This window comes from Paraflavitalea sp. (genome assembly GCF_059502485.1).
In genome coordinates, this window is record NZ_JCACET010000010.1 from 920,796 (window position 1) to 939,665 (window position 18,870).

At 48.9% G+C, this 18,870-nt stretch carries 16 protein-coding genes; 10 read left to right on the plus strand and 6 right to left on the minus strand.

The genetic code is table 11. The annotated features are described in order from the left end of the window. The first annotated feature begins 21 nt into the window (after positions 1–21). Positions 22–498 (plus strand): hypothetical protein, encoded by a 477-nt coding sequence (locus AC5JBY_RS21040; RefSeq protein WP_495906624.1) that lies wholly within the window; start codon positions 22–24, stop codon positions 496–498. A 143-nt stretch (positions 499–641) separates the two neighbouring features. Here the strand turns inward: AC5JBY_RS21040 and ftsY are convergent, their stop codons facing one another. The 5 genes from ftsY to AC5JBY_RS21065 all read right to left on the minus strand — a co-directional run bounded on the left by ftsY (position 642) and on the right by AC5JBY_RS21065 (position 2,963). Beyond that, positions 642–1,607: a signal recognition particle-docking protein FtsY gene (ftsY, locus tag AC5JBY_RS21045; protein ID WP_495906625.1), complete on the minus strand. Its 966-nt coding sequence runs from the start codon at positions 1,605–1,607 to the stop codon at positions 642–644. A gap of 110 nt (positions 1,608–1,717) precedes the next feature. After that, entirely contained in the window at positions 1,718–1,891 is a 174-nt protein-coding gene (locus tag AC5JBY_RS21050) for a DUF4295 domain-containing protein (protein ID WP_275834017.1), read from the minus strand. A 109-nt stretch (positions 1,892–2,000) separates the two neighbouring features. Then, positions 2,001–2,183, minus strand: a complete 183-nt coding sequence (gene rpmG / locus AC5JBY_RS21055) for a 50S ribosomal protein L33 (protein ID WP_315815617.1) — start codon at positions 2,181–2,183, stop codon at positions 2,001–2,003. Between the two features lie 22 nt (positions 2,184–2,205). Further along, entirely contained in the window at positions 2,206–2,442 is a 237-nt protein-coding gene (rpmB, locus tag AC5JBY_RS21060; RefSeq protein ID WP_275834013.1) for a 50S ribosomal protein L28, read from the minus strand. Between the two features lie 137 nt (positions 2,443–2,579). After that, complete coding sequence (locus tag AC5JBY_RS21065; RefSeq protein ID WP_495906626.1) at positions 2,580–2,963, minus strand: hypothetical protein; 384 nt, start codon at positions 2,961–2,963, stop codon at positions 2,580–2,582. Between the two features lie 194 nt (positions 2,964–3,157). Here AC5JBY_RS21065 and ppk1 point away from each other — a divergent pair, with 194 nt between their 5' ends. From ppk1 to AC5JBY_RS21105, 8 genes are all read left to right on the plus strand, one after another. Then, positions 3,158–5,272 (plus strand): polyphosphate kinase 1, encoded by a 2,115-nt coding sequence (ppk1, locus tag AC5JBY_RS21070; RefSeq protein ID WP_495906627.1) that lies wholly within the window; start codon positions 3,158–3,160, stop codon positions 5,270–5,272. A gap of 31 nt (positions 5,273–5,303) precedes the next feature. Continuing rightward, positions 5,304–6,209, plus strand: a complete 906-nt coding sequence (locus tag AC5JBY_RS21075; protein ID WP_495906628.1) for a Ppx/GppA phosphatase family protein — start codon at positions 5,304–5,306, stop codon at positions 6,207–6,209. Between the two features lie 82 nt (positions 6,210–6,291). Beyond that, complete coding sequence (panB, locus tag AC5JBY_RS21080; RefSeq protein WP_495906629.1) at positions 6,292–7,107, plus strand: 3-methyl-2-oxobutanoate hydroxymethyltransferase; 816 nt, start codon at positions 6,292–6,294, stop codon at positions 7,105–7,107. Between the two features lie 156 nt (positions 7,108–7,263). Beyond that, positions 7,264–9,849: a TonB-dependent receptor gene (locus AC5JBY_RS21085; protein ID WP_495906630.1), complete on the plus strand. Its 2,586-nt coding sequence runs from the start codon at positions 7,264–7,266 to the stop codon at positions 9,847–9,849. 256 nt (positions 9,850–10,105) lie between these two features. Next, positions 10,106–11,629, plus strand: coding sequence for an L-piperidine-6-carboxylate dehydrogenase (gene amaB, locus AC5JBY_RS21090; RefSeq protein WP_495906631.1), 1,524 nt, complete (start codon positions 10,106–10,108; stop codon positions 11,627–11,629). 238 nt (positions 11,630–11,867) lie between these two features. Next, on the plus strand, positions 11,868–13,325 hold the full coding sequence (locus tag AC5JBY_RS21095) for an OmpA family protein (RefSeq protein ID WP_495906632.1): 1,458 nt from the start codon (positions 11,868–11,870) through the stop codon (positions 13,323–13,325). 165 nt (positions 13,326–13,490) lie between these two features. Further along, complete coding sequence (locus AC5JBY_RS21100) at positions 13,491–15,197, plus strand: S8 family peptidase (RefSeq protein ID WP_495906633.1); 1,707 nt, start codon at positions 13,491–13,493, stop codon at positions 15,195–15,197. Positions 15,198–15,447: 250 nt separating this feature from the next. After that, positions 15,448–16,005 (plus strand): DinB family protein, encoded by a 558-nt coding sequence (locus AC5JBY_RS21105; RefSeq protein ID WP_495906634.1) that lies wholly within the window; start codon positions 15,448–15,450, stop codon positions 16,003–16,005. A 350-nt stretch (positions 16,006–16,355) separates the two neighbouring features. Here AC5JBY_RS21105 and AC5JBY_RS21110 read toward each other — a convergent pair whose 3' ends face one another. Next, positions 16,356–17,135 (minus strand): Rossmann-like and DUF2520 domain-containing protein, encoded by a 780-nt coding sequence (locus AC5JBY_RS21110; protein ID WP_495906635.1) that lies wholly within the window; start codon positions 17,133–17,135, stop codon positions 16,356–16,358. Between the two features lie 234 nt (positions 17,136–17,369). Here AC5JBY_RS21110 and AC5JBY_RS21115 point away from each other — a divergent pair, with 234 nt between their 5' ends. Next, the gene (locus tag AC5JBY_RS21115; protein ID WP_495906636.1) at positions 17,370–18,212 is read left to right on the plus strand and encodes an alpha/beta hydrolase; all 843 of its coding nucleotides are present in this window, start codon (positions 17,370–17,372) and stop codon (positions 18,210–18,212) included. Positions 18,213–18,870: the final 658 nt, after the last annotated feature.

Below are 18,870 nucleotides of genomic sequence, written 5' to 3' on the forward strand. Positions count from 1 at the left end.
CTTGGCATAAATGAACAAAGCATGAAGAAAGTAACCATTGTTGCAGTAGCTATGATCTGTTTGCTGACCCTTTCGCAAACAGCCTCTTCCCAATCAACCGGCAGTACCTACAGAACAGCCCTCGGCGCCAAAGTTTACTTTGGTAATGGAACCCTTGGCGGTATCAACATCAAGCATTTCCTGAAAAGCAATAGTGCGCTGGAAGGGTCTTTGCTTTTTGACAGAGGCTATGTAGGCATTGAAGGCCTGTACGACTGGCATGGCGATATTGCCGGCGCAACAGGCTTGAAATGGTATGTTGGCGGTGGCGGTATGCTGCTGTTCCCTACTAAGGATTATCTGGATACCTGGTTTGCCTTACGCGGCACCCTGGGTCTCGACTACAAATTTACCGGAGCACCTATCAATGTATCGTTCGATGTGAACCCTACCTTCCAGCTGGCACCTGATACAGACTTCCACTTCTGGGGAGGCTTTGCATTCCGGTTTGCCTTCTAAGCAGTCTTAAACCTTTTCTTATACCAGTAAGAATCCGATATACAAAACCAAAGGGCGTGTCATTGACACGCCCTTTGGTTTTATATATTAAGGCTCTGCATTAAACCTCGTTGCCTTACTGCCTCTATGCCTTGTTGCCTTTTCTAACTTTTCTCCAGACTAAACAAGCTGTCCACAAACTCATGTTTGTCAAACACCAGTAAGTCTTCCATCTTCTCTCCCATTCCAATAAACTTAACGGGAATCTTGAACTGGTTGGCAATAGCCAGCACTACACCACCCTTGGCAGTACCATCGAGCTTGGTAATAGCCAGTGCAGATACATCGGTAGCCGCCGTAAACTGCTTGGCTTGCTCCAGCGCATTCTGTCCGGTTGAACCATCCAGCACCAGCAGCACTTCATGCGGTGCTTCGGGAATATGCTTTTGAATCACACGTTTGATCTTGCTTAATTCATCCATCAGGTGGGCCTTATTGTGTAAACGACCAGCCGTATCGATGATCACTACATCTGATCCCTTCGACACACCGCTTTGAACGGTATCGAAAGCCACAGAAGCCGGATCGGCACCCATACCTTGCTTTACAATAGGAACTCCTACCCGCTCGCTCCAGATCGTCAATTGATCCACAGCCGCTGCACGGAAAGTATCGGCAGCACCCAGCAATACAGACTTACCGGCTTTCTTGAAGTTATAAGCCAGCTTACCGATGGTAGTAGTTTTGCCTACTCCGTTTACCCCAACTACGAGGATCACAAAAGGCTTGGCCGGCAGGTTGGAACTAAAAGTATACGCATCTGCTTCAGGAGCGTCGACGAGTATATTCTCCATCTCCTGTTGCAGGATATTATTCAGCTCACTGGTGTTTAGGTATTTGTCCTTTGCTACCCGCTTCTCGATGCGCTCGATGATCTGTACAGTCGTTTCGATACCTACGTCGGCACTTACGAGCGCTTCTTCCAGGTTGTCGAGCACTTCATCATCTACAGAGCTTTTGCCGGCAATAGCCTTGGTGAGCTTGGACAAAAAGCCACTCTTGGTTTTCTCCAGCCCCTGGTCGAGGGTTTCCTTCTCTTTCTTGCCGAATAATTTATTGAACAGGCCCATACTGCTGTAAAGGTTTAATAATATCTGTAATATACATTTTGTACGCCTGATGCAAATACAAAAAGCTGTTCCGGTACAGAACAGCTTTTAATATTGTACTTACTTCCCACTTATTTCTGAGCCAGGAATTCTTTCACTTTCTCTTTGTGCACGATCTGCTCCTTGAAAGTGTAGGCACCTGTTTTAGGACTGCGAACCGCACGGATCACTTTGGTCCAGTTCTTTGCTTCTGCTGAAGCCTTCGCATCCTTAACTTTCGCGTTTTTAGAAGCTGCTTTTGCCATATATAGTTAATTTGAAAATTAGCGAATTTGAAAATTTGAGAATTGAAATGCCGTTGTTACACAGCCGTACTAATTCATTTTCAAATTAGCACATTTCCACATCATCAAATTACTTGATTTCTTTGTGAACGGTTACCTTCTTCAGGATCGCGTTGAACTTCTTCAACTCCAGACGCTCTGGGTTGTTTTTCTTGTTCTTGGTTGTGATGTAGCGGCTGGTACCGGGTTTACCGCTGGTTTTGTGCTCAGTGCACTCCAGGATCACCTGTACTCTGCTTCCTTTCTTTGCCATTGTTATAGACTTTTTACGTTATTTAGATTTTCTCGCCCTGAGCTCTCAGCTCCTTCACCACAACGCTCAAACCACGCTTGTTGATGGTACGGATACCTTCAGTAGACAGTTTCAGGGTAATCCACTTGTCTTCTTCAGCCAAAAAGAAACGTTTGGTCTGCAGGTTAGGCAGAAAACGGCGCTTTGATTTGATATTTGAGTGGGAAACGCGGTGCCCAGACACTGGAACTTTACCTGTTACCTGACATACTCTTGCCATGACTTCAAAAATTTAGGACGGCAAAGGTAGCGATTAGCAGCGAATTATGAAAAAGAAAATCAGGGTTTTTGCAATAAAGATTGTCCACAGTGTGAATTTCGGGGAACCTATTCGTAAAAAGGGCAATACAAAATACATTACTTCTTAAGAATCATAACGATAGAAATTACAGAAGCGATAATAGCGACCAGTTGACCGAGTGAGGTAAGGTAGATTGTTCTGGAAAGCTCAGCCTTTACTGCCGCTAAGTCTTTGGCGAGGTCTTCTTTAGTAGCGAACCTGCTATCCATATAATCCTTCATGTAACCAAATTCTTTGGCCACACGGACAAATTCAAAGTCCATATGCTCTTTTAACAGCTTTATATCCTTTTGCACCATTTGCTCCAAGTGTTTATGTTTTTCAGCCTGTTCTGTTCTTGAAACTTCCTGTATAACCTCTACCAATTCTTTCGCTTCGGGTTCATGCAACTTAAGGTTTTTCCTAAAAATATCATACAAGCGGATTTGGATCGTACTCATAAAGCTAAGCCGTAGTTTTTGGTTAATGCCGTTTATAGAACAAATATAACAATATTTTATTATTAATAAAAAGGCAATAAGTACTCCCTGGGCACGCAATTGCATGAAAAACAAGCTCATGAATTAATAATTCCTTAATTTAAAGTTGTTTTTGCCTGTTTCATCTTTGGCAAAAGCCCCGCTAAATGTTATCAATGAAAAGGAAAACCATAGCAAGAGATATCAGTTGGTTGTCATTCAATGCCCGCGTGTTGCAGGAAGCTGCCGATCCCAGTGTACCCCTCCGGGAGCGCATCAAGTTCCTGGGCATCTTCTCCAATAATATGGACGAGTTCTTCCGCGTACGGGTAGCTACCCTCAAGCGGATGACGGAAGTAGGTCCCAAACTCCGGAACATGCACCTGGAGCAGGCGCCCGATCGCATCCTCGACCAGATCCAGCAGATCGTACTGGAGCAGCAGGCCGAGTTTAACCAGATCTGGGAAACAACCCGCAAGGACCTGGCCCGGGAAAAGATCCACCTGATCAATGAGAAACAGCTTAATAAGGACCAACAGAAGTTTGTCCATACCTACTTTGAAGAAGAAGTACGTTCCAACATCATTCCCCTAATGGTGGAAAGTATTCCACAATTCCCCTATTTGCGTGACAAATCTATCTACTTAGGCGTGGTTCTGTCCCGGAAAGACGCTACCCTGCGACGCAAATATGCCATTATCGAAGTGCCCTCCAAGGCAGTAGGCCGTTTTATCAAACTCCCCTCCCCTGAGGGAGAACATCATATTATATTACTGGAAGACGTGATCCGCTTCAACCTGAAGGGCATCTTCTCCTACTTTGGGTACGACCGCTACCAATCGTGGGTGTTCAAGGTAACCAAGGATGCAGAACTCGACCTGGATACCGATCTGTCCACCTCCCTCATCCAAAAGATCGAAAAGGGACTTAAAAACCGGCGCAAGGGCAAACCCGTGCGCTTTGTATATGATAAGGAAATGGACGATGGTCTGCTGGCCTACCTCATCCGCAAGCTCAATATCTCCCGGAAAGAAAGCGTAATACCCGGCGGGCGCATCCACAACTTCCGCCATTTTATGGACTTCCCGGATGTATTCCAACGCAAGGGACAGCGGAAGAAGCCTTTCCAGCATCCCCTGCTGAAGAACACGATGCGGGTTACCGACATGATCCTGCAGACGGATGTGATGCTCAACTTCCCCTATCATTCATTCGGCCCGGTGATCGACCTGCTGCGCGAAGCGGCTATCGACCCGGATGTAACGTCCATCAAGATCACTGCTTACCGGCTGGCCTCCAACTCCAAACTCATCAACGCCCTCATCAATGCCGTGCGCAATGGCAAACATGTAACCGTGATGCTTGAGTTAAGGGCCCGCTTCGATGAAGAAGCCAACCTGGAGTGGAAAGAGCGGCTTGAAGAAGAAGGGGTAAAAGTAGTGATCGGTATTCCCAACATGAAAGTACACGCCAAACTTTGCCTCATTAAAAAGCGGCAGAACAATCATACCATTCACTATGGCTTTGTAAGCACCGGCAATATGAATGAAAAGACATCAGCCTTCTACGGCGATCATTGTCTGATCACTGCCGACCGCTTCATCATGGCGGATGTGAACCGGATATTCAATTACCTCGAAAGACCTAAGGAAGGGATCAAGTTCCTGAAAACATGTAAAACACTTATCCCCTGCCCCACTGGCTTGCGCCGTGAATTGAATAAACTCATCAGCCGGGAGATCAGGAATGCACGCGCCGGCATGCCTGCCGCCATCACCCTTAAGATGAACTCTTTGTCGGATGAAGAACTGATCACCCGCTTGTATGATGCAGGCAGGGCTGGTGTGGAGATCAAGCTCATCATCCGCGGTATCTTCTGTATGTATTCGGAAAACAAAAAATTCAAGTACCCGGTGAAGGCAGTCAGCATTATCGACGAGTACCTGGAACATGCGCGCGTATTCATTTTCCACAATAACGGAGCGGAAAAAGTATACATCTCATCAGCCGACTGGATGGTGCGCAATCTTGATCACCGGGTGGAAGCGACCTGCCCCATTATCGACGAGAATATTAAAAAAGTGTTGAAAAATATACTGGAAATTCAATTGAGTGATAATGTAAAAGCCAGAATTTTGGACAACGATCTCAGCAACCGGTATGTGCGCGACAGAAAACAGAAAAAAATCCGGTCGCAGGTGGAGATATATAATTACCTGCATCAGAAAACAAGCGCTGTGTTGGGCCTTTTACAACCGCCCACTGTACAGCCTGCGGAGACAACCACCTGATGCAGCGAAGAAAATGATACTAAACTAACCCATGAGACTGGCGGCTATCGATATAGGAAGTAATGCGGCAAGATTGCTGATCTCCGATGTAAGTATTCAGGACAATGGTAAACCGCTGTTCCAGAAGATCAACCTCATCCGTGTACCCTTGCGCCTGGGCTTTGATGTATTTGAACAGCAGGAGATCTCTCCCGAAAAGGAGGCCATGATCATGAATACCCTCAAAGCCTATCGCTACCTGCTGGATGCTTACGAAGTAAAGCACCTGAAAGCTGCCGCCACCTCCGCCATGCGCGATGCCACCAATTCCGCCTCTATTCTTCAGCGGATAAAAGCAGAAACCAATATCGACATCGAGATCATCTCCGGTGATGCAGAGGCCGCTCTTATCTACGAAAACCATATTGCCGAGAATATGGACAAAGACCACTCCTACCTCTATATAGATGTAGGCGGTGGCAGCACTGAACTTACTTTCTTTGCCGACGGCAAACTGGTCTTCAAGCGCTCTTTCAATATTGGCACCATCCGTCTGCTGAAGAAGCAGGTAGAAGATGCGCAATGGGAAGAGATGAAAGACATGATCAAGCGCGAAACCCGTAGCCACTATAATGATATTGTAGCCATCGGCTCTGGTGGCAACATCAATAAAGTGTTTTCCATTTCCAAACGCAAAGAAGGCAAGCCACTACAATTAGAGCTATTGAAAGATTACTACAAAGAGTTCAGCAGTTTCTCCCTTGAAGACAGGATGCGCTTATATAGACTGCGCGAAGACCGCGCCGACGTGATCGTTCCCGCCCTCCAGATCTATATCAACGTGATGCGCTGGGCCAACATCTCCGAAATATATGTTCCCAAGATCGGATTGGCAGATGGGCTTATTCAACACCTCTATGAAGAGCTGAAAGCCAAACAGAAATTACCCACTTTTTGATTTAAGCTCCGGGAAACAGTATTCCGGATTCAGGATTCAACATTTTCCCTACCTTTCCGCCCGCTTAACCAAAAATAGTCTCATGTCTGTCAATAGAGAAGTAAAACGGATCACGACCAATACGTTGCAGAAAATGAAATCTACAGGCGAAAAGATCTCCATGATCACCGCTTATGATTTCTCCTTTGCCAAAATATTTGATGCAGCCGGCATCGATGTGATCCTCGTAGGTGACTCTGCCTCCAACGTAATGGCAGGACATGAAACTACGCTGCCTATCACGCTCGACCAGATGATCTATCACGCCTCCTCCGTGATCAGGGGTGTAGAACGTTCACTGGTGGTGGTAGACCTTCCCTTTGGTTCTTACCAGGGCAACTCCAAAGAAGCACTGGCCTCTGCCGTCCGCATTATGAAAGAAACCGGCGCCCACGCTGTAAAGCTGGAAGGCGGCGAAGAAATTGTAGAATCCATCAAGCGCATTTTAGCTGCCGGTATCCCTGTGATGGGACACCTGGGGCTCACGCCGCAGTCTATTTATAAATTCGGTACTTATACGGTGCGCGCCAAAGAAGAAGCTGAGGCCAACAAGCTCCGCAGTGATGCACGCATCCTGCAAGAGTCTGGCTGCTTTGGCCTGGTACTGGAAAAAATACCCGCCATGCTGGCCAAAGAAGTATCTGAAAGCCTGGCAATCCCAACGATTGGCATCGGCGCCGGCAGGCATTGCGATGGCCAGGTGTTGGTAATGCACGACCTGCTGGGCATCAACACTGAATTTAAACCCCGTTTCCTGCGTCAATACCTCAACCTTCATGAGCAGGTGACCACCGCCGTTAAGCACTATATCAAGGATGTAAAGGACAGGGATTTTCCTAACGAGCAGGAACAGTACTAAGAAATAGTTGAAAGGTTAATAAGTTGAAAAGTTGATAGGCAGAGATTGCATTTCCTTATCAACTTTTCAACCTGTCAACTTATCAACACGCCTTCACATTTCATTGTTTTCCCGGGTAAATAAGTTAAATTAGGAGTCTAACCAAACAGGACTCTTATGAGAAAACTATTGCTCCTGCTGGCGCTTATTGCCAGCTCTTATCTGCTATGCGCACAAAAGACCCTATCAGGAACAGTTAAAGACGCTAAAAACAAAGAACCACTCCCCGGCGCCTCCGTCACCATCAAAGGCACCAACCAAGGCACCACCACCGGCAGCACCGGCACCTTCACCCTCCCCACACAAAAAGGCGATATTCTTGTCATCCGGTACATCGGATATGCCAGTACCGAAATAACGGTAGATAACCAGGCAACGCTGGACATCGAACTTTCTCCACAATCGGGCAACCTCCAGGAAATAACCATCGTCGGCAGCCGCAAACTGGGGCGAACGTCCACTGAAACACCCGTTCCCATCGACGTCATTGACATCAAAAGCATCGCCCGGCAAACGGGTCGCTTCGATCTAAACAACATGCTGCAGTTTGCTACGCCTTCCTTCAATGCAAACAAGCAATCCGGTTCCGACGGCGCCGATCATATCGACCCGGCCACTATTCGCGGCCTGGGTCCCGACCAGACCTTAGTACTCATCAACGGTAAAAGAAGGCACCAAAGCTCCCTCATCAACCTCTTTGGCACCCGGGGTCGCGGCAATACCGGTACCGACCTCAATGCCATCCCTGCCGCCGCCATCGACCGTGTAGAAGTATTGCGTGATGGCGCTTCTGCCCAATACGGCTCCGACGCTATTGCCGGCGTGGTGAACGTCATCCTCAAATCATCGGTCAATGAATTCTCTGCCAATATCAACACCGGTGTGTACGACGCTAAAAAGTTTCGTTACGACCGCAACTACGACGGCGAGAGCTTTCAGATCAATGGCAACTACGGCACCCGCATTGGCGAGAAAGGATTCATCAACTTTACAGCCGATTACCTCACCAATGCCAAAACCAACCGGACGCCGCCACCCGGCGCCGTGACTTACCGCCGTGAATTTGGCGATGCATCAGCAGAAAACTTCAGCACTTTCTTCAACAGTGAAATACCGGTAGCCGCCAACACTTCCGTATATGCTTTCGGCGGCTATACACATCGCTTTACCGATGCCTTTGCCTGGTCGCGGGATGCAGATGACGACCGCAATGTGAAAGAGATCTATCCCAACGGTTTTGATCCACGCATTCAATCGGCCATCGACGACAACTCTATATCTGTTGGTGTGCGCACGGTACACAATGGCTGGAACATCGACTTCAACAACACGTATGGCAAGAACAAAATGCACTACTACGTCGATGGCACGCTCAATGCCACCCTGCTGGCCAAATCGCCTACCAACTTCGATGCAGGCGGGTTTTGGTTCTCGCAAAACACTACGGGCATCAACCTGTCCAAGCCTTTCGATGTGGCTGAAGGCCTTAACGTGGCATTCGGTGCAGAGTACCGTACTGACCGCTATGGCATTTTTGCGGGCGAAGAAGGCTCCTGGCAAAACTATGGCGTGATCGATACGGTGATCGACAACAAAGTGGTGAAATACGATGTGTTGCAACGGCCAGCAGGCTCTCAGGGCTTCCCCGGTTTTCAGCCACGCAATGAAGTAACTGCCAGCCGCACCAACTTCGGCAGCTATGTGGACCTGGAGCTGGATGTCACCAAAGCATTTTTGTTATCAGGCGCTGTACGTTATGAAAAATACAGCGACTTCGGCAGTACGCTCAACGGCAAGCTGGCTACCCGCGTGAAAGTGACACGTGATTTTAACCTGCGCGCATCCGTAAGTACCGGCTTCCGCGCACCGTCCCTGCAACAGCGTTACTTCAATACCATCTATACCAACTTCGAACAAGGTGTGCCTATCGAAATACTACTGGCGAACAATCTCAGCACGGTGACCCGCACGCTGGGCATTCCGCCACTCAAAGAAGAGAAGTCTGTGAACCTAAGTGCCGGTTTCACAGCAAAACCATTCAAAGGGCTTACGCTTACCGTAGATGGCTACCTCATCAATGTAAAAGACCGCATTGTGCTTACCGGTACCTTTGACCAGAGTGATCCCGATATCGGTGGCGACCTGGCCGCATTGGGCGTAGGCGCAGCCAACTTCTTCACAAATGCTATCGACTCGCGCAATATCGGCCTCGATGTGATCATCACCCACAACGCCAACCTGGGCAATGGCAGGCTGAGTACTTCACTGGCTGCCAACTTCAACAAGCTGACGATCGAAGAAGTGCATACCAGTCCCAAGCTAATAGGAAAGGAAGACAATTACCTCAGCGCGCGGGAAAGGTCATTCATCATTGCCTCTGCTCCCAAAAGCAAGATCAACCTGACACTGGATTATACCATTTCAAAGTTCAGCGCCACTGCCCGCTTTGTGCGGTTTGGCGAAGTGATATTACTCGGCTATGATGACCTCCCCAATGTGTATGACCCCAAGGTGACTACCGACCTTACCCTGGGTTGCCGCTTTTCCAGGAATATCGCGCTGTACATAGGCGCTGACAACCTGTTCAATGTGTACCCCAATAAGCAGGACCAGGAGAACACGGAAGCAGGCGGTTTGTGGGATTCTGTGCAGATGAACTTTGGCGGGCGCCATTACTTTGCCCGGCTCGGATTTACTTTCTAACCATTTCCGGCTATATGGGCGGCCCCGCTGGGGCCGTTCGTTTTTTATGTTGGTGGTGCTACAAAGCTTTGCCCCTAACGGGGCCTTTTTTTACCGGTCAACGTGCTATAAAATGATGATTTTTAATGACTGGTATCACCCGCTCGCCGGAGGCGAGCAAATACCCGTCATCCCGCCATGCGGCGGGAACGCTGGCGAGTGGGCGCTTCCACAGTTTTGTATTCCGTACTTTTGCGGTCTTAACAAAAACAACGGTATGGATTTTCTTGCCTCGCTCAAAATTCAGTCGAACAATGCCGGGGTATCTACCGGCAAAACCTGGATCAATACTTCCGGCCCCGCTATTGAATCTTTTTCCCCGGTAGATGGCAAGCGCATCGGCTCCGTACAGGCTGCCGACCGCAAAAGCTATGATGCGGTGATCGCCAAAGCACAGGAAGCCTTCCTGGCCTGGCGTCAATGGCCTGCTCCCAAACGCGGTGAGATCGTGCGCCAGATCGGTGAAGCACTTCGTCAATACAAAGAGCCGCTGGGTAAACTGGTATCTTACGAGATGGGCAAAAGCCTGCAGGAAGGATATGGTGAGGTACAGGAAATGATCGATATCTGTGATTTTGCAGTGGGCCTCTCCCGCCAGTTGCATGGCCTTACCATGCACAGTGAGCGCCCCGCACACCGTATGTATGAACAATGGCACCCGCTTGGGATTGTAGGTATTATCTCTGCTTTCAACTTCCCCGTTGCGGTATGGAGCTGGAATACCATGCTGGCCTGGGTATGTGGCAACGTATGCGTGTGGAAGCCTTCTGAAAAAACACCCCTCTGTGCAGTAGCCTGTCAACATATCGTAGAAGAAGTATTCGCGAAAAATAACGTACCGGAAGGTGTATGCGGACTGATCGTTGGCAACCGTGATTCCGGTGAATGGCTGTCTGCCGACACGCGCGTGCCGCTGGTATCTGCTACCGGCTCTACCCGCATGGGTAAGGCAGTAGGCGCCACTGTAGGCGCCCGCCTTGGTAAAGCGTTATTGGAACTCGGTGGCAACAATGCCATCATCATCACCAAAGATGCCGACCTCGATATCGCTGTACTCGGCGCTATCTTCGGTGCTGTGGGCACGGCTGGTCAACGCTGCACGACTACCCGCCGCCTCATCATCCACGAAGACGTGTATGATTCTATCAAGAATAAACTGGTAAGTGCTTACAAGCAACTCCGCATCGGCGACCCGCTCGATGAAAAGAACCATGTAGGCCCGCTCATCGATACGGATGCCGTACGCCTTTATCTCGCCTCCATCGAAGCTTGTAAAAAAGAAGGTGGTCAATTTATCGTAGAAGGTGGTGTGCTGGAAGGCAAAGGTTATGAAAGCGGCTGTTATGTGAAGCCCTGTATCGCCGAAGCTCAACCGCAATACGCGATCGTGCAGCATGAAACATTTGCCCCCATCCTGTACCTGCTGAAATACAAAACCATTGACGAAGCGATTGCCATTCAGAATGGTGTGCCGCAAGGTCTTTCCTCTGCTATCATGACCCTCAACCTGCGGGAAGCTGAGCAGTTCCTCTCCTATGCCGGCAGCGACTGCGGTATTGCCAATGTGAATATTGGTACTTCAGGCGCCGAGATCGGCGGGGCCTTCGGTGGAGAAAAAGAGACCGGCGGTGGCCGTGAAAGTGGCAGTGATGCCTGGAAAGCATATATGCGCCGGCAAACGAATACGATCAATTACTCTACCCAACTGCCTTTGGCACAGGGGATTAAGTTTGATTTATAGTCTTTGTTCCGGTAATTGGGCTAAAGCCCAAAACAATTGTAACTTATGGTATCCCGGCCTTAAAAGGCCGGGCAATTCCAAAACCCGCAATCAATGGTCCTCTGTTGGGGCCTTGACGGTTGAGTTTCATGGTTTTGGATGCAGGCTCGCGTATCCTGCGTTCTGAGGCGTGAATCTTTTTCGCTTATACTTTTTTGTCGTCCAATTCGTTAATAGTCGTTGGAAAGCTAATGTCTTTATGAAAAAACTGTTTACACTGCTTTGTTTACTGGTGGTTTTCGGTACGGGTTTCGCCCAGCTCAGGGTGGCCCTGCTTGCCGGCCCCCACTCTGCCTCTGTTGATGAAAAGAACAGTATTCCGGGTTGGGAAACCCAGGTCAAGCCTTTTTATGGTAACCGGAGCGGTTTCAATATTGGTTTCCTCGCAGACATACCGCTGAATAACTCTGGCAAACTGTACTTCCAGCCAGGCATTTTCTACATGTCAAAGGGACGAAAGTTCCAACGGTTTTACGATACAACCCTGATCCAGACGGATACCCTTTCAGTAAAGAATACTTTTTATACCAGCTATATCGACATTCCGCTGAACCTCACTTACAAAATGCCACTGGGCAAAAAAGCGAAGTTCTTTGTGAGTGCAGGCCCTTACCTCAGTTTCTTCTACAATGGTAAGAACAGCCAGGAAACGCTGGTAGCTATCGGTGACTCTGCGCTTAAATTCAGCAAAGAAGAAGACGATATCGAAGTGGGCAAAGCATCCCGCAAGGCCAAGACTTTCGACTACGGTATCAATGGCCGTGCAGGTTTTGAACTGGGTGGTGTGATCCTCTCTGGCTTTATCAGCCAGGGGCTGGGTAACTTCTACCAAACAGATGATGATGGCTCCTCTTTCAAGCATAAAGTGTTTGGCGCTTCTGTAGGTTTCTGGCTCAACAAGGCTGCGCCTACAGCTCCTAAAAAGCCCAAAGACCAGGATAATGATGGTATTCCCGATGCGCAGGACGGCTGTCCCACGCAACCAGGCCCGGCCCTTACCAATGGCTGCCCGGATAAAGATGGGGATGGCATTGCCGATCGTGTAGATAAATGTCCCGATGTGGCTGGTAAGCTGGCTTACAAAGGTTGTCCTATTCCCGATACCGACAAGGATGGCGTGAACGACGAGGAAGACAAGTGTCCCACTGAAGCGGGTCCTGCTTCCAACAATGGTTGTCCGCTGCCCAAGCCTGAACCGGATACCGATGGCGACGGCGTGATCGACAAGGAAGACAAATGTCCCACTGAATCGGGTACCCGCGAAAACAATGGCTGTCCTGTTGTTCCGGTGATCGAACAGGCGGTTATTGAAAAAGTGAACTACGCCGCTCGTAATATCTTCTTCCCGAAAGGCAGCGACAAGCTGGCCACTACTTCTTACCCTGCCCTGGATGAGGTGGCTGCTATCCTGCAAAAGAATGCAACGCTCCGCTTGAACATCAACGGCTACACCGACAATAGCGGTGCGGTTGCAGCCAACAAGTTGTTGTCGCAAAAACGTGCTGATGCAGTGAAGAAATACCTGGTGGATAAAGGCATCGCCGCCAACAGACTGACCGCTACAGGTCATGGACCTGCCAACCCGGTGGCTGACAACAGCACGGAAGCAGGCCGCAATAAGAACAGGCGTGTGGAGCTTAAATTGATAGAGCAATAACGTACTACGAAATATTCATAGGCCATTCATGTAATCTTACAGCATGAATGGCCTTCTTTTTATATTTTAACGTTAATAAATAGTAAAAAAGAAGATATTTGCCGCTTTGCAACGAACGTAACGATTCAAAAAAACATCTGAGAAGTAAGTAATAAATCAATCACAATGATTAAACCGGTAAAAGTTACAGGGCTTGCTGCCGCCCTTGTGTTGTCAGGATTCATTTCTCAAGCGCAACAGGATACGCATACACAAACCGAAGATTTGCCTAAAGGATGGCATTTGCTGGATAAGGCCAAGGATGGTTATTATGGTATCAGTGTAGACAAGGCCTATGAGTTTATCAAATCCAAGAACCTGAAAGGTAAAACGGTAGTAGTCGCTGTTATCGACTCCGGTGTCGATACCCTGCATGAAGACCTGAAAGATATCTTGTGGAAGAATCCTAAAGAGATTCCCGGCAATGGCATCGATGATGATGGTAATGGTTATGTAGATGACGTGTATGGCTGGAACTTCATTGGTAATAAAGATGGCCGCAATCTTAAGCAGGATTCTTATGAAGGCGCCCGTGTATACCACAAGCTGAAGCTGAAATATGATGGCAAGAAGGTAGACGCTTCTACCCTGAAAGGCGATGAGCTGGCTGAATACCAGATGTGGCTGAAAGCAAAGGCGCGGATGGAAGGCGGCGATGGTGAACCTCAAATCGACCTGCTGCTGCTGAAACGCCTGCTGAAAGGCGCCAAGCGTGGCGACAGCATCTTACAGGTAGCTTTGAAGAAAGATATCTATAATGGTAATGATCTCGATACCATGGTTGCTGCCACACCGGTGGATAAAGCTGCCCGTGAAAATCTGCTGTACCTGTTCCGTGCCAACCAACGCATGGATCAAACGAATAAAGAGCTCATCGGCGACTTCGATGAGTTTGTAAGCGGCGAAGAAAGAAAAGCTGAAGCAAAGGATAAAGTGCCCCCCAGCTACCGTAAAGATATTGTAGGTGACAACGAAGATGACATCAACGATAAATACTACGGTAATCCTGATGTGATGGCCTCCACTCCTTTCCACGGTACGCACGTAGCCGGTATCATCGGCGCTATCCGCAACAACGGCAAAGGCATGGACGGCGTGGCCGATAACGTACGCATCATGATGATCCGTGCCGTTCCCGACGGTGACGAGCACGATAAAGATATTGCCCTGGCTATCCGCTATGCGGTAGACAATGGCGCCAAAGTGATCAACATGAGCTTTGGTAAAGATTTCTCTCCACAAAAGAAATGGATAGACGAAGCTGTGCAATATGCCGACAGCAAGGGTGTATTACTGGTACATGCAGCCGGTAATGATGCCAAGAACGTAGATACTGCCGACAACTTCCCCAACCCCGTATACCGCGACAACAAGTCAAAAGCTACCAACTGGATCACGGTGGGCGCCAGCGGCGACCCCAAGGCCGGTGGTATCACTGCTTCTTTCTCCAACTACGGTAAAAAGGAAGTGGACGTTTTTGCACCCGGTGTAAAAATCTACTCTACCATCCCCGGCACTACCACGTATGGTAATGCGCAGGGCACCAGTATGGCCTCACCAGTAGTGGCCGGTGCTGCCGCCTTCCTGCTGGAATATTTCCCTTACCTGACTCCCCAGCAGGTAAAATACTGCCTGGAGAAGTCAGCCCAGGTGCCTCCGGCTAAAGTGAACAAACCCGGTACTGACGAAGAAGTGAACCTGAGCGAAATCAGCAAAACCGGTGGTGTGATCAATGTATACGAAGCTGCGAAGATTGCTGCTACGTTGCAGCCAGCCAAGGCAGCGCCGCAGAAGAAGGCGCCTAAGCCGAAGTTGGAGAATAAGAAAGGTTGAGTTAGGTTGAAAAGTTGAAAGGTTAATAAGTTGAAAGGGAAAAACCCGTTTAGCGCCCTGATCATATCTTTAATTAATAAATTGAACAGCGTTTACTACTTTACCGGTAAACGCTGTTTTTTATTTATGCCCCACCCTATTTTTTACTCAGCTCTCCGACAACGCTTCGACAGGCTCAGCGTGACAGTGTTTAGTGTCAACATTTCAACTTCTCAACTCTTTTCGATAGCTTTAAGAAAACAACCTGCATATGGTGAGCCGGAAAGACGTTTTGGTGCCCGCCTCCTTTAAAGGCTATATCAACTCCATTAGCGAAAACAACCTGGAAGAGGCGCTGCGGAAGAACACCAGGCGTTTCCGCAAGCTGCTGAAGAACATTCCTAAAAAGAAGATCAACTATGCCTATGCCGAAGGCAAGTGGACCATCAAGGAAATGCTGCAGCATATTGTAGATGCCGAAAGGGTGTTTGTCTTCCGTGCCCTCCACTTTTCCCGCAAGGACCCTACCCTGCTCCCCGGCTTTGATGAGAATGTATGGGCCATTACCGCCAAGGCGCCCAAGCGCAGTTGGAGCGACCTCATCGACGAGTTTATGGCACTGCGCACCTCCACGGAACTGTTTTTCGCTTCCCTCGATGAAGATCAACTGATGGCAGGGGGTACGGCTAATAATAATGCGATGAGTGTAGCAGGACTGGGCTTTGTGTGTGCCGGGCATGTGGCGCATCACATGAATATTATTAAGGAGCGGTATCTGGGTGAGTATCCCGCTAAGAAGAAAAAAGCTAAGAAGAGTTATGAGCCGTAATATTCTCGCTTGTTTCATTAGCTTTTTGCTGCCGCATGGTTTGCGCGCTTCCCGCGCGGGATTGTCACTTTCTTTTCCTTGATGAAAAGAAAGTAACCAAAGAAAAATCAAGTCAGGCCCGATCGCTCCGCGCGGCCTGACGAGCCAGCTCCTCCCCAGGTGTCGCTTTGATTATTTGTTTTTTGGCAACCTTAGCTTTAAATGGATGATGATTTGCAAGACTACTGTTATGCAGCGTTCGTACGTTTGCTTCGTTACCTTGCAGGCCTTTAAGTGCTGCTACGATTACTGAATGCAAACTTCACTGGCTTTTTAGTCTTCAACTTCTCTTACTGTATTGAGATCGCAGCTCAGCGTTCGGGGTTCGCGGCTTGAGCTTGCATTTGAATGCTCCTGGTGAACCAGGCGTAGAGGTCTTTGATGTTGCCGTGGTCTTGCAGTAATTCAAGGTGTTTTTGAATGGTGGTGGTATCATTCCGTATGGCGGGGCCTGTTTGGGCTTCCTGTGGGGATATGTATTGTAGCCGGTCGGCTACTTCACGGATGAGTGGATGCAACAAGCGAAAATCTGCCTGCTCCTTTTTACAATACTGTTCGGCCAATGCATACAGGTGATTGGTAAAGTTGCTCACCACCACCGCCGCTACATGTAATTTCAGGCGTTGTTCGTCACTGGCGATTTGCACTTGCGTAACGATGCTTCCTGCGAACTTCTTTAATAATTCAATATCTGCTGTGTTGTTCGCATCGATGAGCAGGGGAATATCCGGCAGGTGCTGCATTTCTTTACGCAGGCTTTGCAGGGGATAGAAAATGCCGTAACGGCTACTGCTGGTGTTCAATACTTCTTTCGATACCGATCCTGCTGTATGTACTACCAGTTTATTTTTTACCTGCAGGGATGCGGCTACTGTGGGGATCGCTGTATCCGCCACCGCGATGATGTAGATGTCGGCATTGCTGTCGAGTTGTTCGATGTTGGTGGTGTAAGCAGCCTTCAGCTGCTCTGCCAATGCCTTGGCATGTGCAGCTTCCCGTCCGTATACCTGTGCCACTGCATGTCCTGCCCCGCTGATCTTCCTGCCCAATACTGTGGCTACGTTGCCTGTGCCGATCAATACAACCCGCATAACTTGTAATTAAGTTTGCAAGCTAAGGAAAAGAGATAACAAGGCATTGGGCTAAAGCCCAGAGAAGTTGGTGGTTCCTGATCCCGGCCCTAAAGGACCGGGCAATTCTGTCGCGGCCCGCTTACTTCGACAGCAGATTTCTCACTCCGCTATCGCTCCGTTCGAAATGACAGAAAAGAGAGAGCTGCGTTCGAAGGGACAGTGTTATATACACCAAGTGTTTTAACTTGCTGCATGACCTTTGCACAAAAACTGGCTGTCAATTATATCCGGGCCAAACTCAATATGCTTTCCGTGCTCTCGACCAAACGGGCTGCCGACAAAGCTTTTGACATCTTCTGTACCCCCTTCCGCAAACCAAAGAAGAAAACACCTCCCGTCTTTGAACGCGGTGAACAACTCTCCTTCTCCCTCGACGGCGCCACCATCCGCGGTCACCGCTGGAACCATCCGCAACCGCACAAAGTGCTCATCGTTCACGGCTTCGAATCCACTGCCAAAAACTTCGACCGCTACGTTACCCCACTCATCCGCAAAGGTTATGAAGTACTGGCCTTCGACGCACCCGCTCACGGAAGCTCGGGCGGCAAACTGATCACCTTACCACTTTATGTCCGCGCTTTACAGGAGATTCACCGGCAGTATGGCCCCATCCAAAGCTTTATGGCGCACTCGCTCGGCGGGCTGGCGCTGATGCACTTCATAGAAAGTATTCCACATGATCCTGGTTTTCGTGTGGCGCTGATTGCGCCGGCTACTGAAACGACTACGGCCATCGATACCTTCTTCCGATTTCTTGATCTTCGTCCGGAAGTGCGCACTGCTTTTGACCAACTGATCTTCGACCGGTCGGGTTATTGGCCTTCGCATTATTCTATCCGTCGTGCCATGCAGCAAGTGCGCACGCAGGTGTTGTGGGTGCATGATGAGCAAGATGAACTGACTCCGTTGGCGGATGCGCTGAAGGTGCGTGATGATGGGCATGGGAACCTTTCGTTTGTGATTACGCAGGGGTTGGGGCACCGGGCCATCTATCGCGATAATAAGGTTACCAGGCAGGTGGTGGAATTTTTATAATTCTTTTGAGTTGTGCACAGGCATTTTTGCGCGACGCGCTTTTTATCGCTGTTTGCGATGACGTCACTTTCTTTGCTCCCGCTATCGCGGGACAGGCTTTGATGCAAAGAAAGTAACCAAAGAAAAATCAAGTCAGGCCCGATCGCTCCGCGCGGCCTGACAGGCCAACGCCACCCCAGGTGTAGCTTTGATTATTGATTATTGGCAACCTTAGCTTTAAATGGTTGATGATTTACAAGCTTACACTTATGCTGTATTCGTACGCTTGCTTCGTTGCCTGCGGCCTTTAGGTGCTGCTACGATTCCTGCATGCAACTATTTCTGGCTCTGTAGGCCTGCTCTTCCTTAGCTGTTCGTGACTTCAGCAACTGGCAGGTAGTGAGGGAACGGCCTCAGCGCAAAATGCGTTAAGCAATTCGGCGGATGGCGCGTCAACAAAGAACGATGATGATAGATGGGTAAAGGCTGATCAGCAGATCGGTCAATCAGCGCACAAAGGCCGGGCCTTAGCCTTCGTTCTTTGTAGCGACAGCCGGTGAATTGTAGCATTTTGCGCTGCAGCCTTGATTTTTTGGTTCTTTTGCATCAAGGCAAAAGAACGGCGTTACAAATTTTACCCAAAGATCATATCATTTTAACGTTCATCTATATTCCTGCG